This is a genomic window from Paraburkholderia sp. GW821-FHT02A12 (genome assembly GCF_059422005.1).
The window spans coordinates 1,298,609-1,322,048 of record NZ_JBWKWA010000002.1 but is presented as its reverse complement, the minus strand read 5'-3'; the positions used below and the strand labels follow the sequence as shown (position 1 = coordinate 1,322,048).

15 protein-coding genes and 1 pseudogene are annotated in these 23,440 nt (G+C 65.0%); 9 read left to right on the top strand and 7 right to left on the bottom strand.

Annotation, left to right across the window (positions count from 1 at the left end; translation table 11 throughout):
- The 4 genes from bcsB to AC07WT_RS27285 all read left to right on the top strand — a co-directional run bounded on the left by bcsB (position 1) and on the right by AC07WT_RS27285 (position 9,249).
- On the top strand, positions 1-2,580 hold the full coding sequence (bcsB, locus tag AC07WT_RS27300) for a cellulose biosynthesis cyclic di-GMP-binding regulatory protein BcsB (protein ID WP_494949341.1): 2,580 nt from the start codon (positions 1-3) through the stop codon (positions 2,578-2,580).
- A 10-nt stretch (positions 2,581-2,590) separates the two neighbouring features.
- Positions 2,591-3,781: a cellulose synthase complex periplasmic endoglucanase BcsZ gene (gene bcsZ / locus AC07WT_RS27295; RefSeq protein ID WP_494949340.1), complete on the top strand. Its 1,191-nt coding sequence runs from the start codon at positions 2,591-2,593 to the stop codon at positions 3,779-3,781.
- Positions 3,772-8,649 carry a cellulose synthase subunit BcsC-related outer membrane protein gene (locus AC07WT_RS27290; RefSeq protein WP_494949339.1) on the top strand — a complete coding sequence of 1,626 codons (4,878 nt, stop codon included), beginning with the start codon at positions 3,772-3,774 and terminating at the stop codon, positions 8,647-8,649. Before bcsZ ends, AC07WT_RS27290 begins: the two co-directional genes overlap by 10 nt.
- A gap of 333 nt (positions 8,650-8,982) precedes the next feature.
- Positions 8,983-9,249, top strand: a complete 267-nt coding sequence (locus tag AC07WT_RS27285; RefSeq protein ID WP_494949338.1) for a hypothetical protein — start codon at positions 8,983-8,985, stop codon at positions 9,247-9,249.
- A 76-nt stretch (positions 9,250-9,325) separates the two neighbouring features.
- On the opposite strand, the pseudogene AC07WT_RS27280 reads toward AC07WT_RS27285, so the two are convergent.
- Positions 9,326-9,475 (bottom strand): annotated as a pseudogene (locus AC07WT_RS27280) (ATP-binding protein); the annotation flags it as partial.
- Positions 9,476-9,838: 363 nt separating this feature from the next.
- Between AC07WT_RS27280 and AC07WT_RS27275 the strand changes: the two are divergent.
- Positions 9,839-10,084 carry a hypothetical protein gene (locus AC07WT_RS27275; RefSeq protein WP_492593251.1) on the top strand — a complete coding sequence of 82 codons (246 nt, stop codon included), beginning with the start codon at positions 9,839-9,841 and terminating at the stop codon, positions 10,082-10,084.
- Positions 10,085-10,223: 139 nt separating this feature from the next.
- Here the strand turns inward: AC07WT_RS27275 and AC07WT_RS27270 are convergent, their stop codons facing one another.
- Positions 10,224-11,474, bottom strand: coding sequence for an arsenic transporter (locus tag AC07WT_RS27270; protein WP_494949337.1), 1,251 nt, complete (start codon positions 11,472-11,474; stop codon positions 10,224-10,226).
- Positions 11,475-11,825: 351 nt separating this feature from the next.
- Between AC07WT_RS27270 and AC07WT_RS27265 the strand changes: the two genes are divergently transcribed.
- The 4 genes from AC07WT_RS27265 (at position 11,826) to dinB (ending at position 15,096) form a co-directional block, all read left to right on the top strand.
- Positions 11,826-12,380 (top strand): cytochrome b, encoded by a 555-nt coding sequence (locus AC07WT_RS27265; RefSeq protein WP_494949336.1) that lies wholly within the window; start codon positions 11,826-11,828, stop codon positions 12,378-12,380.
- Between the two features lie 85 nt (positions 12,381-12,465).
- Positions 12,466-13,029, top strand: a complete 564-nt coding sequence (locus AC07WT_RS27260) for a YceI family protein (RefSeq protein WP_494949335.1) — start codon at positions 12,466-12,468, stop codon at positions 13,027-13,029.
- Positions 13,030-13,162: 133 nt separating this feature from the next.
- Positions 13,163-13,741 carry a YceI family protein gene (locus AC07WT_RS27255; RefSeq protein WP_494949334.1) on the top strand — a complete coding sequence of 193 codons (579 nt, stop codon included), beginning with the start codon at positions 13,163-13,165 and terminating at the stop codon, positions 13,739-13,741.
- Positions 13,742-13,929: 188 nt separating this feature from the next.
- Entirely contained in the window at positions 13,930-15,096 is a 1,167-nt protein-coding gene (gene dinB, locus AC07WT_RS27250) for a DNA polymerase IV (RefSeq protein ID WP_494949333.1), read from the top strand.
- Here dinB and AC07WT_RS27245 read toward each other — a convergent pair.
- The 5 genes from AC07WT_RS27245 to AC07WT_RS27225 form a co-directional block, all read right to left on the bottom strand.
- Positions 15,063-16,517 carry a heavy metal sensor histidine kinase gene (locus AC07WT_RS27245; protein ID WP_494949332.1) on the bottom strand — a complete coding sequence of 485 codons (1,455 nt, stop codon included), beginning with the start codon at positions 16,515-16,517 and terminating at the stop codon, positions 15,063-15,065. The genes dinB and AC07WT_RS27245 overlap by 34 nt on opposite strands.
- The gene (locus tag AC07WT_RS27240) at positions 16,514-17,200 is read right to left on the bottom strand and encodes a heavy metal response regulator transcription factor (RefSeq protein ID WP_494949331.1); all 687 of its coding nucleotides are present in this window, start codon (positions 17,198-17,200) and stop codon (positions 16,514-16,516) included. The genes AC07WT_RS27245 and AC07WT_RS27240 overlap by 4 nt, the downstream gene beginning before the upstream one ends.
- A gap of 79 nt (positions 17,201-17,279) precedes the next feature.
- Complete coding sequence (locus AC07WT_RS27235) at positions 17,280-18,752, bottom strand: efflux transporter outer membrane subunit (RefSeq protein ID WP_494951053.1); 1,473 nt, start codon at positions 18,750-18,752, stop codon at positions 17,280-17,282.
- 35 nt (positions 18,753-18,787) lie between these two features.
- The gene (locus AC07WT_RS27230; RefSeq protein ID WP_492591464.1) at positions 18,788-20,011 is read right to left on the bottom strand and encodes an efflux RND transporter periplasmic adaptor subunit; all 1,224 of its coding nucleotides are present in this window, start codon (positions 20,009-20,011) and stop codon (positions 18,788-18,790) included.
- 22 nt (positions 20,012-20,033) lie between these two features.
- On the bottom strand, positions 20,034-23,291 hold the full coding sequence (locus tag AC07WT_RS27225) for an efflux RND transporter permease subunit (RefSeq protein WP_494949330.1): 3,258 nt from the start codon (positions 23,289-23,291) through the stop codon (positions 20,034-20,036).
- Between the last annotated feature and the right edge of the window lie 149 nt (positions 23,292-23,440).

Here is a 23,440-nt window from a genome sequence, read left to right as displayed (position 1 = left end):
ATGGGCAACCGGATGGCGAAGGGATACCTCGAACGCTCGAACCACGAGCGCAGTGGGATGAAATTGGAAACGCGTCGGTCTGGACAGATCCGCTCGCAACGTCTGATGCGCGGCCTTGCATGCTGGCTCGCCCTGCAAACCGCGTTGACGGCGCCGCTGGCGTCGGCGGCTGAAGCCGCTGCGGCGGCGTCGAGCCGCGCAGGCACAGACACAGGCACGGAAACAGGCACCGCAGGCGCTGCGGCGCCGGCCGCTCATACCGGCGCCGCAATGGTCGCCACCGGGGTCGGCAGCGTGCGCGCGCCGGGCCCCGCCGTGCCGTTCGATCCGAATACGATCGCGCAAGCGCCATTGGCGACGCCCACGCCGGCGCTCGCCGCGTCGTCGGTGAAGGCGCTGGGCATCAGGACGCCGACCACCGCCGAGCCGGGCACGCTGGTGCCGGGCGGCCGCCGTCAGACGCTCACCTTCGCCGACCTCGGCGCGCTCGATCCGCTGCAGCTGCGCGGCACCGACGGCCAGAACGGCGTCGCGTTTTCCGTGCGCGGCGACGAAGTGGCGACCGGTGCGGTCCTGCATCTGATCTATAGCTATTCGCCCGCGCTGCTCCCGAATATCTCGCAGCTGAAAGTGCTGCTGAACGGCGAAGTCGCCGCGACCCTGCCGGTGCCGCACGAACAGGCCGGCATGCTGGTGGCGCGCGACATCTCGATCGATCCGCGCTTCATCACCGAATTCAACCACCTGAACGTGCAGTTGATCGGCCATTACACGCAACGCTGCGAAGACCCGGCGAATTCGTCGCTGTGGGCCACCGTCAGCAATGCGAGTTCGCTCGAGCTGACCTATGCGTCGCTCGCCAGCAAGCCTGACCTCGCAGCGCTGCCGCAGCCGTTCTTCGACCGCCGCGACGTGCGGCGCCTGGAGTTGCCGTTCGTGTTTCCACAACGGCCCGGCGCGGCCACGCTCGAAGCGGGCGGCATCGTTGCTTCGTGGTTCGGCGCGCTCGCCGGTTACCGCGGCGCGGTGTTTCCGGCGCAACTGGATGACGCGCCGCTCTCCGGCAACGCGGTGGTGTTCGCGACATCCGATCAACGCCCCGCAGGCGTGACGATTCCGGCGATCTCCGGGCCGACTATCACCGTGGTGGATCGCGAGGCGCCGGCGCGCGGCAAGCTGCTGCTCGTGCTCGGCCGCACCGAGGCCGAGCTGAAAACCGCCGCCAGGGCGCTCGGCATCGGCCAGAACACGCTGACCGGTCCGAGCGCGACGATCACGCAATTGACCGAGCTCGCGCCGCGCGTGCCGTACGACGCGCCGAACTGGCTGCCGACCCATCGCCCGGTGCGTTTCGGCGAACTCGCCGACGCGCGCGATCTGACCGTCTCAGGCTACGACGCCGACGCCGTGCGCGTGAATCTGCGCGTGCCGCCCGATCTGTTCATGTGGCACACCAAAGGCGCGCCGATCGATCTGCGCTACCGCTACACGGTGCGCCCACTGCGGGACCGTTCGTCGCTGAATGTCAGCGTCAACAACGGCTTCGTGCAGGCGCTGCCGATTCCGGCGCAGTCGGCCTCGGTGTTCGAACTGAGCCATTACTTCGCCAGCGTGTTGCCCGACGGGACCGCCGAAGCGCGCCACACCGTCCATATCCCGCCGCTGCTGCTGACGCCGCGCGCGCAGGTGCGCCTGCATTTCTTCTACGACATTCCGAATACCGGCGAATGCCACGGCCGCCTGCTGGAAAACGTGGTCGGCGCGATCGATCCGAATTCGACCATCGACCTGTCGTCGTTCCCGCACTACATGGCCCTGCCCGATCTGGCCGCGTTCGCCAACAGCGGCTTCCCGTTCACGCGGATGGCCGACCTCTCCGAAACCGCGGTGATCCTGCCGAACGACGCCACGTCGAGCGACTACAGCCTGTATCTGCTGGCGATGGGCCGGATGGGCGCATCGACCGGCTATCCGGTGACCGGCGTGAGCGTCGGCACCTCGAACGACGTCGACAGGTTCGCCAGCAAGGACCTGCTGATTCTCGGCGCGCCCGGCCGTCAGCCGCTGCTGCAACGCTGGGCCAAGTCGATGCCGTTCTCGAGCGACGGCAATGCGCGCACTTTCCAGCTGTCCGATATCGCCTTCAAGCTCGAAGACTGGTGGCATGGCGAACGCGGCGTCGAACGCTCGCCGGCGCGCGCCGATCTGACGCTGGTGAGTTCGAACGGCGACGCGCTCCTGACCGGCTTCGAGTCGCCGTTGCAGAAGAACCGCAGCGCCGTCGCGCTGGTGAGCGCGGCCGGCCAGTCGGACGCCGATCTCTCCGCCGCCCTGCTCGACGCCGACGTGCTGCCGCAGATTCAAGGCGCCATGGCCGTGATTCACGGCCGCACCGTGACGATCACGTCGAATGGCGAGGCGTACTACGTGGGCCGCCTGTCGCCGCAGGAGTATCTGCGCTGGGCGCTGTCGTCGCATCCGCTGCTGCTGATGCTGGGCGGCGTGCTCGCCGCGCTGATCATCGCGGGCCTGTTCTACCGGACGCTGCGTTCGATCGCCGCGCGCCGCTTAAGGAACTAATAGGACTGAAATGCAGGTTCGAATCAATCAGACATGGGTGGCGCTGACGGTGGGCCTCGGCCTCGGCCTTGCTGCGTCCACAGGTTTCGCCAGCGTCGTGAAGGTCGCGCAGACCACGGCGGCGCCCGGCGCATGCGGCGACTGGAGCGCGTACCGCACTTTCGTCGAACGTTTCGTGCAGGCCGATGGCCGCGTGATCGATTACTCGACGCCGGCTCAGCAGACCACCTCGGAAGGCCAGTCGTACGCGATGTTCTTCGCGCTGGTCGCGAACGACCGCGCCACCTTCGACCGATTGCTGAACTGGACCCGCACCAATCTCGCGGGCAATCAGTTCGACGTGCAGAACGTACGGCTGCCGTCGTGGCAATGGGGTAAGAAGCCGGACGGCTCGTACGGCGTGCTCGATCCGAATTCCGCGTCCGACTCCGACCTGTGGATCGCCTACGACCTGTTGCAAGCCGGCCGCCTGTGGCGCGAAGCCGGTTATACGCAACTCGGTCAGGCGCTGGCCGCGCAGATCGCGCGCCAGGAAATGACGCAACTACCTGGCGTCGGCCCGATGCTGTTGCCCGGGCCGCAAGGCTTCAAAAACGGCGACGTGACGCGTTTGAATCCGAGCTACCTGCCGCTGCCGGTGCTGCGCGCGCTGGCCCGGGAAGTGCCGAACGGCCCGTGGAGCAAACTCGCGGACAGCGCGTACAGGTTCATCAGGACCACCTCGCCGCAAGGCTTCGCGCCCGACTGGGCGGCGTGGCAAAACGGCCAGTTCGTGGTCGATCCGAAGAACGGCGACACCGGCAGCTACGACGCGATCCGCGTCTATCTGTGGGCCGGTCTCGCGTCGCCCGCCGATCCGCTCGCGAAACCCTGGCTCGCGGCGCTCGGCGGCATGCGCGCGAAGATCGGGCAAACCGGCATCCCGCCCGAGAAGGTTTCGTCGACCACCGGCACGGCGAGCGGCGAAGGACCGTTGAGCTACTGGGGCGCGCTCGCGCCGTACTTCAAGGCGCTCCGCGACGAGCACGGCCTCGGTCTCGCGCGCACCCATCTGGCCGCGCTCGACGCCAATGTGCCGGGCCGCGACCCGGTCTATTACGATCGTGTGCTGGGCTTGTTCGGCACCGGATTCATCGACGGCCGCTATCGTTTCGACGAAGCCGGCCGTCTCGTGCCGAGTTGGAGAAATGCATGCGATTGAGCGCCCTCGCGTTGTCATTGCGCTTCGCGCTGAGCCTCACGGCCGTCTGCTATGCGGCGACGGCCTCGCCTGACGCGTTGGCGCAGGCATCGAAAGATCCGTTGAACGTGCTGATCGATCAGGGCAAGTACTGGCAATCGCATCAGCGCGGCGACCTCGCCGAGCAGGCGTGGCTGAAAGTGCTGCGCATCGATCCGAAGCAGCCTGATGCGCTCTTCGGCATGGGCATGGTGCTCGCCGACCGCAAGGACGGCGCCGGCGCGCAGCAGTATCTGGCGCGGCTGAAAGCGGTCGCGCCGAACTATCCGAATCTGGACGAACTGGGCCGGCGCCTCGGCGAATCGAGCCTGCGCGACCAGACTGTCAACGATGCGCGGCGGCTCGCGCAAAGCGGCCAGAGTGCGGGCGCGGTGCAGGAATATCAGCGCGCGTTGAGCGGCAAACCGGCCACGCCCGCACTTCAGCTCGAATACTACCAGGCGCTCTCGGCCACGCCGCAAGGCTGGGATCAGGCGCGCCGCGGTCTCGAACAGCTGGCGCGCGACAATCCCGACGACCCGCGTTACGCGCTCGCCTTTGGGCAGCATCTGAACTACCGCGACGTCACGCGCCGCGACGGCATCGCGCGGCTGCAAAAGCTCACCGCCGACAGCACGGTCGGCGCGGCGGCGAAGAAAAGCTGGCGCCAGGCGCTGCTGTGGCTCGACGCGCGGCCGTCCGACGCCGCGCTGTATCAGGCGTATCTGCAAGTCGCGAGCGACGACGCCGCGGTCAAGGCGCGCTTCGATTCGATGGTCCAGCAGGACAAGGCGGCACACGAGCGCGCACAGGAAAACGCCTCCGTCGATGCGCGCGGGCGCATCATCGCCGACGGTTTCGCCGCGCTCGATCGCGGCGACCTCGGCACGGCGCGCGCGAAGTTTTCGTCGCTGCTGGCGAACCGCCCGAACGATCCCGACGCGCTCGGCGGCATGGGCATCGCCGCGTTGAAGCAGGAACACTTCGCCGAGGCCCGCAACTATCTGGAGCGCGCGTCGCGCAGCGGTAATCCGGCGCGCTGGAAAACCGCGCTCGATAGCGCGACCTACTGGACCTACACCAGCGACGCGATCGGCGCGCGCAGCAACGGCGAGTTCGCGAAGGCGAAGTCGCTGTTCGAACGCGCGATCGCAATGAATCCGTCCGACGTCACCGCGCAGGTGCTGCTCGGCGAAATGCTGCTCGCGAACCATGATCCCGCCGGCGCGGAGCAGGCGTACCGGATGGCGTTACGCCGCCAGGCCGACAATCCCGACGCGATTCGCGGCCTCGTCGGCGCGCTCGCCGCCCAGGGGCGCGGCGACGAAGCGCTGCAATTCGCCAATCAGTTGAACGCGGCACAGCAGTCGAAGGCCGGCGGCATCAGCCGTCTGCGCGGCGAAGCGCAGGCCGCGCAGGCGCGCGCCGCCGAAGCGCGCGGCGATCTGGGCGCGGCGCGCAGCCTGTTCGAAGACGCGCTGCTGAATACGCCCGACGATCCCTGGCTGCGTCTGGACCTCGCGCGCATCTACGTGCGCCAGGGCGCGGTCGCGAACGCGCGCAGCATGATGGACGGCTTGCTCGCCGCGCATCCGGACATGACCGACGCGCTGTATGCGAGCGCGCTGCTGTCGGCGGAAACGCAGGACTGGGCAGCGGGTCTCGCGCAACTCGAACGGATTCCGGCCGCGCAGCGCACCGACGCGATGACCGCCTTGCAACACCGTTTGTGGGTGCATCAGCAGGCCGACATCGCCACGCGGATGGCGCGCAGCGGTCAGCGCCAGCAGGCGCTCGCGACGCTGTATGCCGCCGAACCGGTCGCCGGCAACAGCCCCGAACTGATCGGCGTGCTCGCCGCCGGCTATCAGCAGGCGGGCGACCCGAACCGCGCGTTGAGCCTCGTGCGCGGCGCGATGAACGCCGCGCCCGGCAACCCGGATTTGCTGCTGCAATACGCCGGCATTCTGTCCGCCACGCAGCAGGACGCCGAACTCGGCATGGTGATGCGCCGGCTCGCGTCGATGCAACTGACGCCGCAGCAACGCACGGATTTTGGCAATCTGAATCTGGGGATCGTCATCAAGCAATGCGATGCGGTGCGTCAGCGCGGCGATCTCGCCAGCGCTTACGACGTGATCGCGCCGTGGCTCGCGGCGATGCCCGACAATCCCGATCTGCAAGCCGCGCTGGGCCGCCTGTATTCGAGCGCCGGCGACGACCGCAATGCGCTCGCGAGCTATCGCGTCGCGCTCCAGCGCCGGCCCGACGACCTGAATCTGCTGCAAGCGACGATCCCCGCCGCGGTCGGCGCGAAACAGTTCAGCTACGCCGAATCGCTCGCGAATCAGGCTCTCGCTGCCGCGCCCGGCGATCCGGGCGTGCTGGCTACGGCCGGCCGCATGTATCGCGCGGAAGGCAAGCTGTCGCTCGCGTCGACTTATCTGCAACGGGCGCTGGTCGCCGCCAATACACCGCTGATGAGCAACGCCGGGCGCACTGGCGCCAACGTGCCGGGCAACGTGCCGCGCGGGTGGGAAGCCGCAACGGCACGGATCGGCGCGACGCCGCTGCCGGGCACCAATCCGTTCGAAGGCAAAACCGCCACCCTCACGCCAACCGATGCCGACAACGCCGCGCTAGCGGGCGGCGGCTTCAATGCCGCGCGTGCTTCGCTCCCGTATTCGCAGTCCTCCTTGCCGACACAGACCGTGCCGAACTATCCGCCGCCCTCGCAGCCCGCGCCGTATGTGGCGCCGTCCACGGCGCCCGCGCAGCCGTATGCGCCGAATGCCGCGCCCACCGCCGTTCCTTATGACGCGCCCCGTCCGGGCGTCGACTCGGGCGGCTACGGCCAGGAGACCTACGGGTCGAGCCAGTCGGGTGCGCCGTTGCAGCCTTATCCGGGCCAGGGCCAGGTGCAGACGCAAACGCCAATGCAGCCGATGCAGCCGGCGCCGCAGCAGCAGTACAACGCAGCTTATCCTCAGCAGGCCGCGGCGCCGTATCCGCAGCAGGCGCCGGACGGCTACACGGCGACGCCCTGGCCGATGTCGCCGGCCGCGCGCGAAGCGCAGGCGAACGCCGGGGCGATGCAACAGCCACGCTATACCGGCTCGACGGCGAGCACCAATCGTTCGACCAGCAGGAAGTCGAGCGCGTCGAACAAGAACCGTAAGGGGCAGACTTACGCGCAAGCGCCGTATGGGCAGCAACAGGCCTACGCGCAGCAGCAACAGCCGTACTACGGTCAGCAGGCTTATCCGCAGCAGCAGGCCTATGGGCAGCAACCTTATCAGCCGTACCCGCCGCAGCAGCAGGCCTATGGGCAGCAGCCCTATCAGCCGTACCCGCCGCAGCAGCAGGCCTACGGGCAGCAGCCCTATCAGCCGTACCCGCCGCAGCAGCAGGCCTACGGGCAGCAGCCCTATCAGCCGTATCCGCAACAGCAGCAGCCGTATCCCAATCAGGGCTACTACGCTCAGCAACAGCCATACATTCCACAACCGCCGACCGGTTACGCGCAGCCGTATTACCCGCCGCAGCCCGGCATAAACGGCAACAGCAACGGCAGCGACTACGCGTCGTCGAATGCGGGGAACGCGCGCGCAGCGAATACGCAAACGCTCGGCGTCGCCGAAGAACTGGCGCAGATCAATCGCGAGCAGGCGAGCACGGTGTCGGGCGGGATCGTGTTCCGCAACCGCAGCGGTGAAGACGGGCTGTCGACGCTCACCGACATCGAAGCACCGGTCCAAGGGCGCATCAAGGCGGGCAACGGCCACATCGTCGTGACGGCGACGCCGGTGACGCTCGATGCCGGTACGGCTGCGGGCAACGTCTCGACGCTCGCGCGTTTCGGCGCGGGATTGTCCAATAGCACGTCCGAATCGGCGGCGGTCGCTGGAACGAACAACTACGGCAGCCAGACCGCTAGCGGCGTGGGCCTGTCGCTCGGCTATGAAAGCCGCAATATCAGCGGCGACGTCGGCGTGACGCCGCTCGGCTTTCGCGAACTGAACGTGGTGGGCGGCGCGCAGTACAACGGCGGCATCACCGACAAGGTGTCGTATTCGCTGGCCGTCGCACGCCGCGCGGTCACCGACAGTTTGCTGTCCTATGCCGGCGCGCGCGACGCGGCCTCCGGTCTCGAATGGGGCGGCGTGACTTCCTACGGCGGCCGCGGCAGCCTTTCATGGGACGACGGCACGAGCGGCTTGTACACGAACGCCTCCTACCAGGTGTTCACGGGTCACAACGTGCCGACCAACAACGCCGTCAAAGGCGGCGGCGGCATCTACACGCGCGTGCTGAAGGACGCCGATCAGACGCTCACCGTCGGACTGAATACGACACTGATGCGTTACAACAAGAATCTGTCGTACTTCACGTATGGTCAGGGCGGCTATTTCAGCCCGCAAGAGTATGTGATCCTGAATCTGCCGGTCGAATGGACCGGCCGCAACGGCGCGTTCACCTACGACCTGAAAGGCTCGATCGGCGTGCAGCACTATCGTCAGGACAAGTCGAATTACTTCCCGCTCAACGACAAATCCAGCCGCCAAACCGATGCCGCGGCGAATGCAAAATTTATCGGCACCGGTGTCGAGACCGACGCGGTCTATCCTGCCCAGAGCAAGACCGGCCTGTCGTATTCGCTGAACGCCGTGGGCGAATATCAGCTGGCGCCGCAGCTTGCGTTCGGCGCGACGGCTTCGCTCGGCAATGCATATGAATATCGCGAGTGGCTCGCCGCGGTGTATGTGCGCTACAGCTTCAGCAAGCAAACCGGCTTGCAGCCGTTCCCGCCGACGCCGCTTGCCTCGCCGTATTTGTCGCTGTCGAATTGATTTGATGTTTGCAGCGTGGCTGACGGGCTGTTCGGTTGACCACCGCCCGCTGCATGGACGCCGTACGGGGTCTTTTGAGTTATCCCCAGTTTTTGTGAGCAACACTGTGGATAAGGTGCTCGCCTGGCTCGCAAGTTGTTGAGGTTTAAGGGTTAGTGGTGTTTGACCCGTTCGTGGGTCCGGGCTTTGGACGTATGCCTGCGGCGTTGGACCTTGCCTGGTTTCTTTGCCTTACGCGGCGCTATGGCTGTGCGCCGCGTAAGGCAAAAAAGGCCCGCTCCTAGCCTACAATTATCTCTGCAGCGAACACGACCTCAAGCACCGGGAACCATCATGTCTGCCGAACACGAAAAAAAACCCGCTGCCAGCACTGTGGAGAGTCCGCAAAACCACAAGCGGCTGTCCATTGCGACACGCAATGTTTTGATGATCGCCGTCGGCTTGATCGTGTTCGTCATCGTCTCAACCGTCGTGCTGTATGACACGATCGCTTATGGCGACCCCGTTCCCAATTTCGGCATCATCCTTATGATGACCGTGCCCGTTATCGCAGGCGTGGCATTCCGGGTCGGGTTGGATGCGTGGCTGGACAAGGGTTGATCGAGTCCCGGTTTTACAGATCATGACAGGGGGTTCGTAGCCCGCTCCGAACGGTGGTCCGCTCTCCCTCCACCCTCTACCCCGCTCGCTCGATGAGCGGCAGCACGACCCACACCTCCAGCCCGCCGCCCTCGCGCGCATGAAACTGCACACTACCGCCGTGCAGCCGCGCAATCCGCTCGACGACCGCAAGTTCCAGGCCCGTGCCGCCGCTGTGTGCGCGCGCAGGGTTTCATGCGTTGCACTCCGTTCTTGATCGGCGCCTACCCTCACCCCACCCTGCCGAAGCAGCGCAGATTTTCAACGAGGTCCATGCAAAAAACGCCATCGGCATTCATTGGGGCCGCATCGAACCTGACGACACACCGTTCGATCAGGCCGCCAGCGAGACGGTGCCCGTGCCCGACACACTCTCCGCGCACTCTCCGTTTCGCGCCACCGGTAGATGGGCGAGCCGATGGGCGGCGATACATCAGACGAATAGCGCCCCACTTTAAGCGGATTGTCAGCGCATCGTCAGCGCGGGGAGGAACGCGGCTTGCTGCACATTTGGCGCGAGGCGCATCCGATCCACCTACCGGAACGTTAGATGAGCTATCAAGACATTGACAAAGAGATTGCCCATCTGGAACACGTGTTCCAGATGATTTCCACCAACGATCGCATTCCGCTTTCGTACTGGCGCAATCGCCTCAGCAAGTTTCCGAAGCCATGGCTGATGCCGACGCAGCGTGCGCGGCTCGAGCGGCTCGAAACGGCGCTGCGCGCGCTCGAACTGACCGCTGAAACAGCGGACACTGCACTCCCGCTGCGTTCGGCCGGCACGCGGCGGTAGCAAACGTCGTGAATGAGAAACGCGGAGATACACGTGACGCGAGCGCCGCCGACGATGCCGGCGCGCGCCCGCAAAACGTCGGCGGACGCCGGCGCCGTCTCGCGGCATCTGAGCGACGACGAACAGGCCCGCGCGCCGGTCAACCGGTCAGAATCCGCGCAGCAAGCGCCAGCGCGAGGGCCGGCAGCATCACCACGACGCCGACTTTCAGGAACTTCATGAAGCTCACGTCTTCGCCCTCGCGGCGGATCGCGTTGAGCCAGAGGATTGTTGCAAGCGAGCCGGTGATCGACAGATTCGGGCCCAGATCGACGCCGATCAGCAGCGCATCGATCACCCGCTCGGGGCTGTGCGCCTGCATCAGCGTCGAGCTTGCGATCAAACCGGCCGGCAAGTTGTTCATCAGATTGCCGCCGATCGCGATGATGCCGCCGGCCGACGCCGCCGTCGCCAGTTCGCTGTGTTGCGTCGCGCGTTGCACGATACCTGCCAGCGTGGTGATGATGCCGGTGTGATCGAGCATTTCGACCAGCACGAACAACGCGGCCACCAGCGGCAGCACGCTCCACGAGATTTCCTTGATCATCGGCAGCGGCGACTTGCGCTCCTGAATCAGCACGACCGTGGCGGTCAGCGCGCCAAGTATCGCGGTGGGCAGGCCGAGCGGGATATCGTATGCGGAGACCGTCAGCAGGACGACGGCGGTAACCGCGATGCCCGCGAGCGCGACGCGTCCGCTCGACGACAACTCGGGCGGTTCGAGATTCGCCTCGCACTCGCCCGCGAGCGCCTCGCGCTGGGTCCAGCGCAACAGCGCGTAGGTGGCGGCGATCGACAACAGCGAAGGCAGCGTGAAGCGCATCAGCCACAGGCCGAGCGCGGGCGTGTGATTGCCGTACAACACCAGGTTGGCCGGATTCGAGATCGGCAGCACGAAGCTGGCGGCATTCGCGATGAACGCGCACACGAACAGCAGCGGCAGAGGATGCGTTTTCGCTCTCCTGGCGGCGGCGAACACCGCGGGCGTGAGGACCACCGCGGCGGCATCGTTGGAGAGGAATGCGGTGATGACCACCCCTACCAGATAGACCAGCAGGAACAGCTTTTTTGGCGAACCTTTCGCGTGGTTGACGGCCAGCACGGCGACCCAGTCGAACAGGCCTTCGCGGCGGCCGACTTCGGACAGCACCATCATGCCGGACAGAAACAGGTAGACGTCGGTGCCTTTTCCAACGGCCTGGATTGCCAGCTCGACCGGCAAAAGCCTGAGCGAGACCAGCAGTAGCGCGCCGGCTACGGCCCAGACGGCTTCAGGCCATTTGAAAGGCCGGGTGATGACGCCGGCCGTGGCGGCTGCGGCGATACCCCAGGACAGGACAATGGGACTCACTAACTAGATTCCAGGTGGGTTGACGCGTGGCGATGAAGGGTGAATGCCGCAGGATACCCGAAGTGGGGGGCGGCCTCGCGATGGCGTGGTGGTCCGTCAAAGCCGCACTACCGGCGCGCGCCGACGAAGCACCCGTGCCCGCATATAGCCGCGGTGAAGAAGCACGCACCGATTGACTCCGGCCACATTAGCTTCACCACGACAACAATCTGTTCTCCCGCATCCGCCTATTCAGTTTTCACTGTCTTACCTACTATCCGCACTTGCACGCGGCACGCGCTACAGCGGCACGCGGCACACACGCAACACACACGCGGCACACGCGCACACACACCAGGCGAGCATGAAAAAATGAATTCCCTTCCTTCGGATATCGACCGCTACAGCGGGCCGGCCATTGCCTTGCACTGGCTGATCGCACTGCTGATCGTATGCGGGTTCTATATCGGCTGGATCATGACCGATATCCCCGGCTTCACGCCGACCAAGCTGAAGTATTTCTCGTGGCACAAGTGGATCGGCGTCACGGTATTCGTATTGGCCGTAGCGCGCGTACTGTGGCGCGCCACGCACCGCGGGCCGGCGCTGCAAGCCGCCACGCCCATGTGGCAGAAGGCTGCGGCCCATCTCGTGCACGGCGTGCTTTACCTGCTGATGCTGGCGATTCCGTTATCCGGCTACCTGTATAGCTCCGCCGCCGGCATTCAGGTCGTTTATCTCGGCATCGTGCCGCTGCCCACGCTCATCGGCCCGGATCAGGCGCTCAAGGCCACGCTGCGCACCGTTCACGTGCTGCTCAATTACACGCTGCTGGCGCTGGTCGCCATGCACGTGCTGGCGGCGCTCAAGCATCAATTCGTCGATCGCGACGGATTGCTCGCGCGCATGATTCCGCTCCTCAAGTAAGGAACGATTCGCTCCGGCATGTTGGCAATCAAATTCCCAGCGGTATTCAATTAACGCGCGCGGGTTCGATAGGATGCGTACCACTATGAAATCAAACCTCTCTCACTCGATTCTCGCCGGCGTTGCCGCCCTGTCCATCCTCGGCGCGGGGCTCGCGCACGCCGATGTCGACGCGAGCAAAAGCAGCGTCGTCGCAACGACCAAACAGATGAACGTGCCGGTGGACGGCAAGTTCAAAAAGTTCTCGGCGCAGCTGAATTTCGATCCGGCCAGGCCCACCGCCGGCAGCGCCAACGTGTCGATCGATACCGGCAGCTACGACCTCGGCGCCGACGACTACAACAAGCAGGCGCAAGGCAAGGAATGGTTCGATAGCGCGACTTATCCGGCCGCGACGTTCGTGTCGAGCGCGATCGCGCCGGCCGGCGGCAATCAGTACAAGATCACCGGCAAGCTCACGATCAAGGGCAAATCGCAAACCGTCGTGGTGCCGGTCACGATCGCCAGCCAGGGCGCGACGCAGACCTTCGACGGCTCATTGCCGATCAAGCGCTCGCAGTTCGATGTCGGCACTGGCGAATGGAAAGACACGTCGGTCGTCGCCGACGAAGTCGTCATCAAATTTCACATCGTCGCTGCGAAGAAGTAACTGACGCGAACAGGCGACCTCGCACTCTTTCGCGCCTCTGTTGAGCCTTTTTTAGCGCCTCTTCTGGTGCCCCTTTTGTTGCTTTTTTTGCGCCTCTTTTTTGCGCTTTTTTTCGTATTACCTGGAGAAGAACTTGAAGAAACAACTTTTGCTCGCCGCCGGCGCGCTCGCCGCAGCCATGTCGTTCAACGCAATGGCCACCGACACGTACCAACTCGACCCGACGCACACGTACCCGAGCTTCGAAACCGACCACTTCGGCGGCCTGTCGATCTGGCGCGGCAAGTTCAGGAAGAGCAGCGGCACCGTCGTGCTGGATCGCGCGGCGAAGACCGGCACGGTCGACGTGACGATCGATATGAGCTCGATGGATATCGGTAACGACAAGCTGGACTCTGAACTGGTCACGGACAAGTTCTTCGACACGGCGAAGTTCCCGACCGCGACCTACAAGGGCACGCAGATTCGCTTCGACGGCGACAAGCCGGTGGAAGTGATCGGCACGCTGACAATGCATGGCGTGACCAAGCCGGTCAACCTGAAGATCGAATCGTTCAAGTGCTTCGTGAACCCGATGCTCAAGCGCGAAGTGTGCGGCACGGAATCGACCGCGACGTTCAATCGCGACGACTTCGGCGTCGACTTCGGCAAGACCTACGGCTTCAAGATGCTGACCACGCTGAATATCCAGGCTGAAGGCATCAAGCAGTAACAGTGAGCAGCACGGTGCCTTGCCCAGGCGGAGCAAGGTACTATGATGGTTTGGCATCCGGCGCGCGGCGAAGCATTCCGAGCGCGTCCGGACGCCCGACGCAGCAAGCCGTACGCGCGGCAGCACCGGCGAGGCGCTGACGTCCCTGCCCCGCTGCTGTCGCTGCTGCCATTTTGTTTCCGCCATCCATGAGTTCTGCAAGCCGCCGCATCGCGCACCTGGACATGGACGCGTTCTACGCGTCGGTTGAGCTTTTGCGCTATCCGGAACTGCGCGGCAAGGCGGTGGTAATCGGCGGCGGCCGCAATAGCGCGCCGCAAACGCTGGAAGACGGCACTCGCCGCTTCGCACGGCTGCGCGATTACGCGGGTCGCGGCGTGGTCACTACGTCGACCTATGAAGCCCGCGCGCTCGGCGTGTTCTCGGCAATGGGCATGATGAAAGCCGCGGTGCTCGCGCCGGACGCAATTCTGCTGCCCACCGACTTCGATTCGTATCGCCACTACTCGCGTCTGTTCAAAACGACGGTCGCCACGTTTACCGACCGGATCGAAGACCGCGGCATCGACGAAATCTACATCGACCTCACCGACCTGCCCGGCGAGCCGCGCGAGATTGCCGCGCGCATCAAACAGGCGGTCAATCAGGCAACCGGCCTCACCTGCTCCATCTGCGTGGCGCCGAACAAGCTGCTGGCGAAGATCGGCTCCGAGCTCGACAAGCCCGACGGCCTCACGATTCTGACGCCCGCCGACGTGCCGCTGCGGGTCTGGCCGCTGCCGGTGCGCAAGGTCAACGGAATCGGGCCGAAGGCGGCGGAAAAGCTGACCGCGCTCGGCCTCGCCACCGTAGGCGATCTGGCGGCGGCGGACCTGGGGCTGTTGCAGGACAACTTCGGCCGCAGCTATTCGGCGTGGCTCACGCAAGTCGCGCAAGGCTACGACGAGCGGCCGGTGGTGGTCGAATCCGAGCCCAAGTCGATGAGCCGCGAAACGACTTTCGAACGCGATCTGCATCCGCGTCACGACCGGCCGGCATTGTCCGCGTCGTTTACCGGCTTGTGCGTGCGGGTCGCGGAAGACCTCGTGCGCAAGGGTTACGTGGGCCGGACCGTGGGCATCAAGCTGCGTTACGACGACTTCCGCACGGTCACGCGCGATCTGACCTTGGACGAACCGACCGCGGATGCCGTCGAGATACGGCGCGCGGCAACCGAATGTCTGAGGCGGGTGGAACTGAACCGCAAGCTGCGGCTGCTAGGCGTGCGCGTGAGCGCCTTGACGCCGGCCAATGCGCAACCGCTCAAGCAACGTTTGCCTGTTCAGGCCGATTTGCCCTTTACCAGCGACGAGTAACTCGCAGTTTCAGCGAGCACGCCGGCATTCGAGCGCGCCGCCGGCATGTCGCTCTCCGTGCGCGACACCGCAATCGAAAACGCAAACGTGTTGATGCCGTGCGCGCTTTCCACCGACACCATGCCGCGATGCATCTCCGCAATCGCCTTGACGATCGCCAGACCCAGCCCGTGGTTTTCGCGGCTATTGGTGCGCGACGCCTCGGCGCGATAGAAGCGGTCGAACAGATGTTCGAGCACCGCGGGCTCGATCGGCTCGCCGGGATTGGCCACCGCCACCCGCAATCGATCCGCTTCACGCGAGATCGTCACGGTGATCGCCGTGCCGGGCGCGCAGTGCTGGATCGCGTTCATCAGCAGATTCGTGCATGCGCGGCCGAACAGCGAACGGTTCACGCGTGCCATTGCATCGCCGTGCAGTTGCGCATGCACGCGCGCTTCCTCGAGCGGAATCTCGAGAAACTCCAGCGTATGCGCGACTTCCGCGGCGAGCGACACTTCGACCAGACCGGTCGCCCGCTCGCCCTGATCGGCGCGGGCGAGGAACAGCATGTCGTTGATGATCGTGCGCATGCGTTCGAACTCTTCGAGATTCGATTGCAGCGTGTGACGCAGATCGTCGACCGAACGGTTGCGCGTCAACGCCACTTCGGTCTGCCCGATCAGAATCGTCACCGGCGTGCGCAGCTCGTGCGCAACGTCCGCGTTGAACGATTCGAGGCGGCCATACGCGCCGTCCAGCCGTTCGAGCGCGCCGTTGAACGAATTGGCCAGGTCATTCAACTCGTGCGGCAGCGACGCGGTATTCAGGCGCTGCGAGCGGTTGTTCGGGCTCACCTCGGAGGCTTCCCTCGTCAGGCGCGTCAACGGCGCGAGGCCGAGCCGCGTCACCGAATAACTGAGCAGGAGCACGGCCAGACTGCCTAACGCCGACAGCGCGGCGAGCGCCAAACCGAACACGCGCATGGTGATCACGTTGGGCGAACAACTGGCGGCGACTTGCAATTGCACGGGCGGACGCGCGCCGTAAGCAGGTATCGTCTTCGTAATGGCGAGCAGGTCCGAACCGCCGCCGGCCGGCGAAATGCGCGTATAGCCGCCCTGCCAGCTCCTCACCACCGGACCCTCGACAGGCTTGCCGTAGTGGAAATACGGATCGGCGCTCGCCACCGAATACACGGTGCTGCCGTCGCGCGGCGTCATGTCGGTGAGTTTCTCGCGCGCCATGCGCCATTTTTCCGGCGTCACCGCGTGATAGACGATGATGCGCGCGATCTCGGTGCGGCCGTCGAGCGACTCGCGCAGGTGACGTTCGAGTTGCGTGCGCAACACCAGAAACAGCCCCGTGCCTACCAGCGTGAACACGAACAGCGCAACGAGCGCGAACATCAGCGCGAGGCGGCGGGCGATCGAACGGTTCATGGCTGCTCGGCCTCGTCACGCACTTCGAGCACATAGCCCATGCCGCGCACGGTGTGCAGCAGCTTCGAAGGAAACGGGCCGTCGAGTTTGGCGCGCAAGCGTTTGATCGCGGTTTCGACCACGTTCGTATGGCTGTCGAAATTCACGTCCCACACCAGTTCGGTGATCGCCGTTTTCGACAGGATGTCGCCGTGCCGGCGCGCCAGCACGCTGAGCAACTGGAATTCCTTGGCGGTCAGGTCGAGACGCACGCCGTCGCGCGTCGCGCGCCGGCCGATCAGATCGACAAACAGATCGCCGACGGAGATCAGCGTCGATTCCTGCGAACGCGTGCGGCGCGCGAGCGCATGCAGGCGCTCGACCAGTTCGAGAAAGGAAAACGGTTTGGTGAGGTAGTCGTCCGCGCCTTCGCGCAGGCCGCGCACGCGGTCGTTCACATGATCGCGCGCGGTCAGCATGATGACCGGCGTCGACTTGCGCATGCGCAGCGCCTTCAGCACGCTGAAGCCGTCGCGTTTGGGCAGCATCACGTCGAGCACGATCACGTCGTAATCGAATTCGGTCGCCAGATGCATGCCTTCCTCGCCGTCAAGCGCGACGTCGACGACCCAGCCCTGCTCTGTCAAACCGGAGCGCAGGTAGTCCACCACCTTGTGCTCGTCTTCAACGATCAGCAATTTCATGCGCGTCCCCTTGTGTCTGCATTATACGAAACGCTTCGCCACCCTCTTTTCTGCCTGCCCATGCCATCCTGTATGCGGCTCACTTTGCGGGAGCCATCGCCTCCTTCGTATCCTGCGCCGGCCGGCTGGCGAGATTGCCGGCCGGCCCAAAGGCGGCCTCCCAGCCGCCGCCGAGCGCCTTCACCAGCGCGACCGACAAAGTCATCTGCTGGCCGCGGATCTGCACGTCCTGACGCTCGCTCGTCAACAACTGCTGCTGTGCGTTGATGACGTCGAGGTAGGCGACGAGGCCGCCCGAATAGCGGTCGTTGGCGAGCGACAGCAGATGCTGCGCATCGGTCACCGCTTCCTGCGATTGCTTCGCCGCGCCGTCCAGCACCGAGAGGCCCGTGATGCCGTCCTGCACCTGCTGGAATGCGTTGAGCACGGTCTGCCGATAGTTCGCCTCGGTGGCCTTGTAGCCTTCGCTCGCGAAGTCGAGGTTCGCCGCCCGCCGGCCGCCGTCGAACAGCACCTGGCCGACCGCCGCGCCGAGCGTCCACATCAAGGTGGGCGCGCTCAGCAAACTGGCGAACTGCGTGCTCTCCCAACCGATGCCCGGCGTCAGCGTCAGGCTCGGAAAAAACGCCGCTTTGGCGACGCCGATCTGCGCATTCGCGGCGGCCATCGCGCGTTCTGCCGACGCGACATCCGGACGGCGCTGCAGCACGTCGCTCGGCAAGCCGAGCGGAATCGGCGGCACCTGCGCGTCGAGCACCTTGGGCTCGATCGCGAACTGCGGCGCGGGCACGCCGACCAGCGCGGCAATCGCATGTTCGAATTGCGCGCGCTGATTCAACAGCAATTGCGCCTGCACGCGAGTCGAATCGAGTTGCGCTTTCTGCTGCAACACGTTCAACCCGGACACCGCGCCGAGGTCATGCTGGGACGTCACATAATCGAGCGCCTTTTGCTGCAACTGCACCGATTGATTCAGCACGTCGATCTCGGCGTCGAGCTCGCGCAGCGAAAAGTAACTGGTGGCGAGGTCGGTGCTCAGCACGAGCCGCGCGTTGGCGAGGTCATCGGCCGATTGCTCCGCCGAGGCCGTCGCGCCCTCCACCTGGCGACGTATCCGGCCGAATAGATCGGTGTCGTAGTTGATCGACGCGCCGAGCTGAAGATTGTCCTGTACCGTCGACTGCGTCGGCGTGGCGTAGTTGGTGAGCGGACGGCTCTTCGAAATCCTGAAGCGCGACGCCGACGCTGCCAGATCGACCTCGGGAATCCGTTGCGCGCTGATATTGGCGAGCGTCGCCTTGGCCTGCGCATAGTGCGCGCTGGCCGCGGCCAGCGTCTGATTCTGCGCGAGCGCCTGTGTTTCCAGCGTGGCGAGCGTCGCATCGCCGAAGCCGTTCCACCAGTCAGGCGCGATCGGCGCGTGCGAAGGCGCGGCCACGCGCCAGTAGGAATCCGTTTGCCACGTCGGCGGCACCTCGGCTTGCGGCCGCTGATAATCGGGCCCGACCGTGCACGCGGCCAGCAACGCGGCGCTCGCGGCGGCCGTCAGCATGGCTGCCGCGCGGCAAGGGCAAGTGGCCGCCGGATTCACGGCGCCTCCTTGCCGCTTGTCTGCGGCTGCGCGATCTGCACATGATCGCCATCCGCGATCGAATCGCTCGGGTTGACGATGATCTTGTCGCTCGCCTCGATCCCGCTTTCGATTTCGAGCGACTGCCCCAGATCCTGCGCGATCACGATCTTGCGCAACTGCACGTTCCCATTCGCGTCGACCGCGGCGACCCGCGGACCTTCGGCGCGAAACAGCAGCGCATTGCCCGGCACCATCAGGCGCGCATGGGCGGCGGCCGGCAACGCAACCTGCACATACGCGCCGGGGCGCAGCTTGCCGTCGGGATTCGGCAGCGTCACTTCGACTTGCAGCGAGCGGGTCGGCACGTCGATCGCGCCGGAGATGTGCGTGATCGCGCCGTGAAACTGCTGCCCCGGCAGTTCCGCCTGGGTCACGACCACGTTCTGTCCATCAGCGACGTTCTGCGCGTACGCCTGCGGCAGTTGCACATAAACGCGCAGCGGGTCCGACTGCGCGAGCGCGAACAATGCGCGGCTCGTGCCGCTGCCCGCGTCGATCAGATCGCCGACGTCGACATTGCGCTGCGTGACGACACCCGCGAACGGCGCGACGATGCGCTTGAACGATTCGAGCTGCCGCAAGCGCTGCACGTTGGCGTCGGCGGCGGCGAGATTGGCGAGGTCCTGCGCGTAGGCGCTTTGCCGTTCGTCGAGCTCCTGCTGCGAGACCGCATCGCGCTGACGCAACTGCTGCCAGCGCTCCAGCGAACTCTTCGCGAGACCGAGACTCGAGCTGGTTTGCTGGCGCTGCGCCAAGGCCTGCGCGAGTTCCTGATCGATTTCCGGCGTATCGAGATCGGCCAGCAATTGCCCCTGCTTCACCCGCGTGCCGATATCGGCGTACCAGTGCAGCAGATAACCGGTCGAGCGCGCGTAGATCGGCGATTCGACGTTGCCGCGCAAGGTGCCCGGCAGCAAGGTATTGCCGCCGCCTTCGGTTTGCGTCGGGCTCACCACGTTGACGTACTGGACCGCGTTCTGCCTCGTCGTCTCGGCCACCGTCCGGCTTTGCAGAACATCCACGACTACCGTGCGCAGCGCGCCCACGGCGAGCAACGCGAGGACGATCCAGACAGCGATCCTGGCGCGCTTCCACTCGCGATTGCGCGGCGGCAATGCGTGGCCGCCTTCGGTTTCTCGCGAAGGGATCGCTAGCGATGCATGAGTTTTTTCGGTCATCTCAGTCAGCCGTCATTTAACGTTACGCGTGCTTGCCATCGCCGCCGCGATCCGGCGCGGAGCCGTCGTGATGTGCGCCGCCGGCACCGCCATTGCCGTCATTGCCGTCATTGCCGTCATTGCCGCCGTCGCTGCCGTTGCCGCGGCGCCGGGCGAGGCGGCCATGAATGCCCGCGAACACGAGCGGCACGAAAAACAGCGTAGACACGGTGGCGAACAGCAAACCGCCGATCACCGCGCGGCCGAGCGGCGCGTTCTGCTCGGCGCCTTCGCCGAGCCCGAGCGCCATCGGAATCATGCCGATGATCATCGCGAACGCAGTCATCAGCACCGGCCGGATCCGGCTCGCGCCGGCTTCGAGCGCGGCGGTGAGCGGCGGCGACCCGGCCGCGAGCCGATGGCGCGCGAACGACACCATCAGGATACTGTTGGCGGTCGCCACGCCCATCGTCATGATCGCGCCGGTCAATGCCGGCACGCTCAGGTGCGTGTCCGTGAGGAACAGCATCCACACGATGCCGGCCAATGCCGCCGGCAACGCGCTGACGATGACGAGCGGATCGACCCAGGACTGGAAATTCACCACGATCAGCAGGTACACCAGCACGATCGCCATCGCCACGCCGAGCCCCAAACCGAAGAACGAGCTGCGCATCGTCTGCACCTGGCCGCGCACGGTGATCTGACTGCCGCGCGGCAGCGAAGCCCGCACGTTGTCGACCAGCTTGTCGACTTCATTCGCCACGCTGCCGAGATCGCGCTTTTCGACGCTCACGTACAGATCGATCACCGGCCTGATGTTGTAGTGCGTGACCACCGCGAACTGGTTCTGCGGCGCGACGCGCACAAGGTTGCCGAGCAGTTGCGTCGGTCCGGTGGCCGAACCCGACACCGGCGTGCGCAACAGTTCGTCGATCGACGAGATCCGATATTGCGGCGTTTGCACCGCGACGTTGTATTCGACGCCGTTGCGGTTGTTGAACCAGAAGCCCGGCGACGTCTGCGAACTGCCCGACAAGGAAATAAGCACGTTTTGCGCCACGTTGCTCGCGCTCAGATTGAGTTGCTGCAAGCGGGTGCGGTCCATCTGAAGATTGATCGCCGGTTCGTCGAGCTTTTGCTGAATGTGCGTATCGACGGTGCCCGGAATCATCCTCACCTGTTTCAGCAGCTTGCGGGCGATGTCGAAGTTGCCTTGCTGGTCCGTGCCGGAAATTTGCACGTCGACCGCGGCGGGCAAGCCGAAGTTGAGAATCTGCGTGACGATGTCAGCGGGTTGAAAGAAGAATTCGACGCCCGGAAAGCGCTGCGGCAGCAGCGCGCGCAATCTGTCCATATAGGTTTGCGTGGGCTTGTGCTCCGGCTTGAGCGCCACCTGAATCTCGCCGTCCAGCGTGCCGATCGTGCCCGCGTTGCTATACGAGAGGTTGATGCCGCTGTACGGCAAGCCCAGGTTGTCGAGGATCGTGCCGAGTTCCTTGCCCGGCACCACCTCGCGAATCACCTTTTCGACCCGGTCGGCCAGACGCGCGGTCTCCTCGATGCGGGTGCCGGTCGGCGCGCGCATGTGCAGACGAATGTCGCCCGCGTCGACGCTTGGAAAGAAGTCTTCGCCGAGCACGAACGCGAGGCCCATCGACACGACGCAAAAGCCGAGGAATACGCTGGCGAAGAAACGCCGGCGCACCAGCAGACTGCTGAGAATCACGATGTACGCGCCGCGCATGCGCTCGAAGCCCGCGTCGAAGCGATGGTAGAGCCGCATGAAGGGGTTCGGTCCGGCATCGGCTTTGGGCTTGTGCGCGTGACCCATCAACAGCATGGCCAGCGTCGGGACCAGCGTGCGCGACAGCACGTACGAGGCGAGCATCGCGAACACCACCGCTTCGGCGAGCGGCACGAACAGATATCGCGCGACGCCGGTCAGGAAGAACATCGGTACGAACACGATGCAGATGCACAGCGTCGACACGAGGGCGGGAACCGCGATTTCACCGGCGCCTTCGAGAATCGCGTCGTGCAGATTTGTGCCCATATGCAGATGCCGTTCGATGTTCTCGATCGTCACCGTCGCATCGTCGACCAGAATCCCGACGGCCAGCGCGAGGCCGCCGAGCGTCATGATGTTGATGGTCTGTCCCAACGCATGCAAGGCGATCAGCGACGACAGGATCGATAGCGGAATCGATATCGCGATGATGCAGGTGCTGCGCCAGTTGCCGAGAAACAGCAGAATCATCGCGGCCGTCAGCCCGGCGGCGGCCAGCGCTTCGCGCACCACGCCCTGCACGGCCGCTTTCACGAACACGGACTGATCGAACAGCGCCGTGATGCTCAGGTCCGGCGGCAGCGCCGCGCGCGCGGTCGGCAGCAAGCCGTGCAGCGTGTTGACGATCGACAGCGTCGACGCGCTGCCGTTTTTCAGCACCGACATCAGCACGCCGCGATGGCCGTCCTGCCGCACGATATTGGTCTGCGGCGAAAAACCGTCGCGCACGTGCGCGACTTCACGCAGATAGGTCGTCGCGCCGTTGAGCGTGCGCACGGGAATATCGTTGAGCCCTTCCACCGTGGGCGGCGAGCCGTTCATATTGATCGTGTATTCCTTCGGCCCGATCTTGGCCGTGCCGGTCGGCAGAATCAGGTTTTGCGCATTGAACGCGCTCACCACGTCGGACGGCGTCAGCCCTTTGGCCAGCAGCGCGCGCGTGTCGAGATCGACCGAAATCAGACGCGATTTGCCGCCGTACGGATACGGTACGGCGGCGCCCGGAATCGTCACGAGTTGCGGGCGCAGGAAGTTCAGCGCGGTGTCGTTGAGCGCCTGCTCGGAGAGCTTCGGACTCGACAAGCCGAGCTGGATCACCGGAATGCTCGACGCCGAATAGCTGATCACCAGCGGCGGCGTGGCGCCCGGCGGCATCTGCCTGAGTTGCGCCTGTTCGATGGCCACCGTCTGCGCGATCGCGGTCTGGATGTTCGCGTTCGGCTGCAGGAACACCTTGATGATCGCGATGCCGGCGAGCGACTGCGATTCGATGTGCTCGATGTCGTTGACCGTGGTGGTCAGGCTGCGCTCGTTGACCGACGTCATCCGATTGGCCATGTCTTCGGCAGACAGGCCCGTGTATGTCCAGATGATGCTGACCACTGGAATATCGATTTCCGGCAGCACGTCGACCGGCGTTGTCAACAGCACGAACGGCGTCGCCAGCAGGATCAGGATAGCCATCACGATGAACGTGTATGGCCGCTTTAGCGCTACGTTGACGATCCACATTGAAACGCGCCCGAGAGAATGCAAGTAAGGAACTGAATCGCCGTGACTGGACGGTCGCGCTGCTTCAGCCTATGACATGCCAAAACCGGCAGACGTGACATGACCTGAGCCCATGTTGCCGGAGCCTATGCCGCGCACCTCTCCCGGTG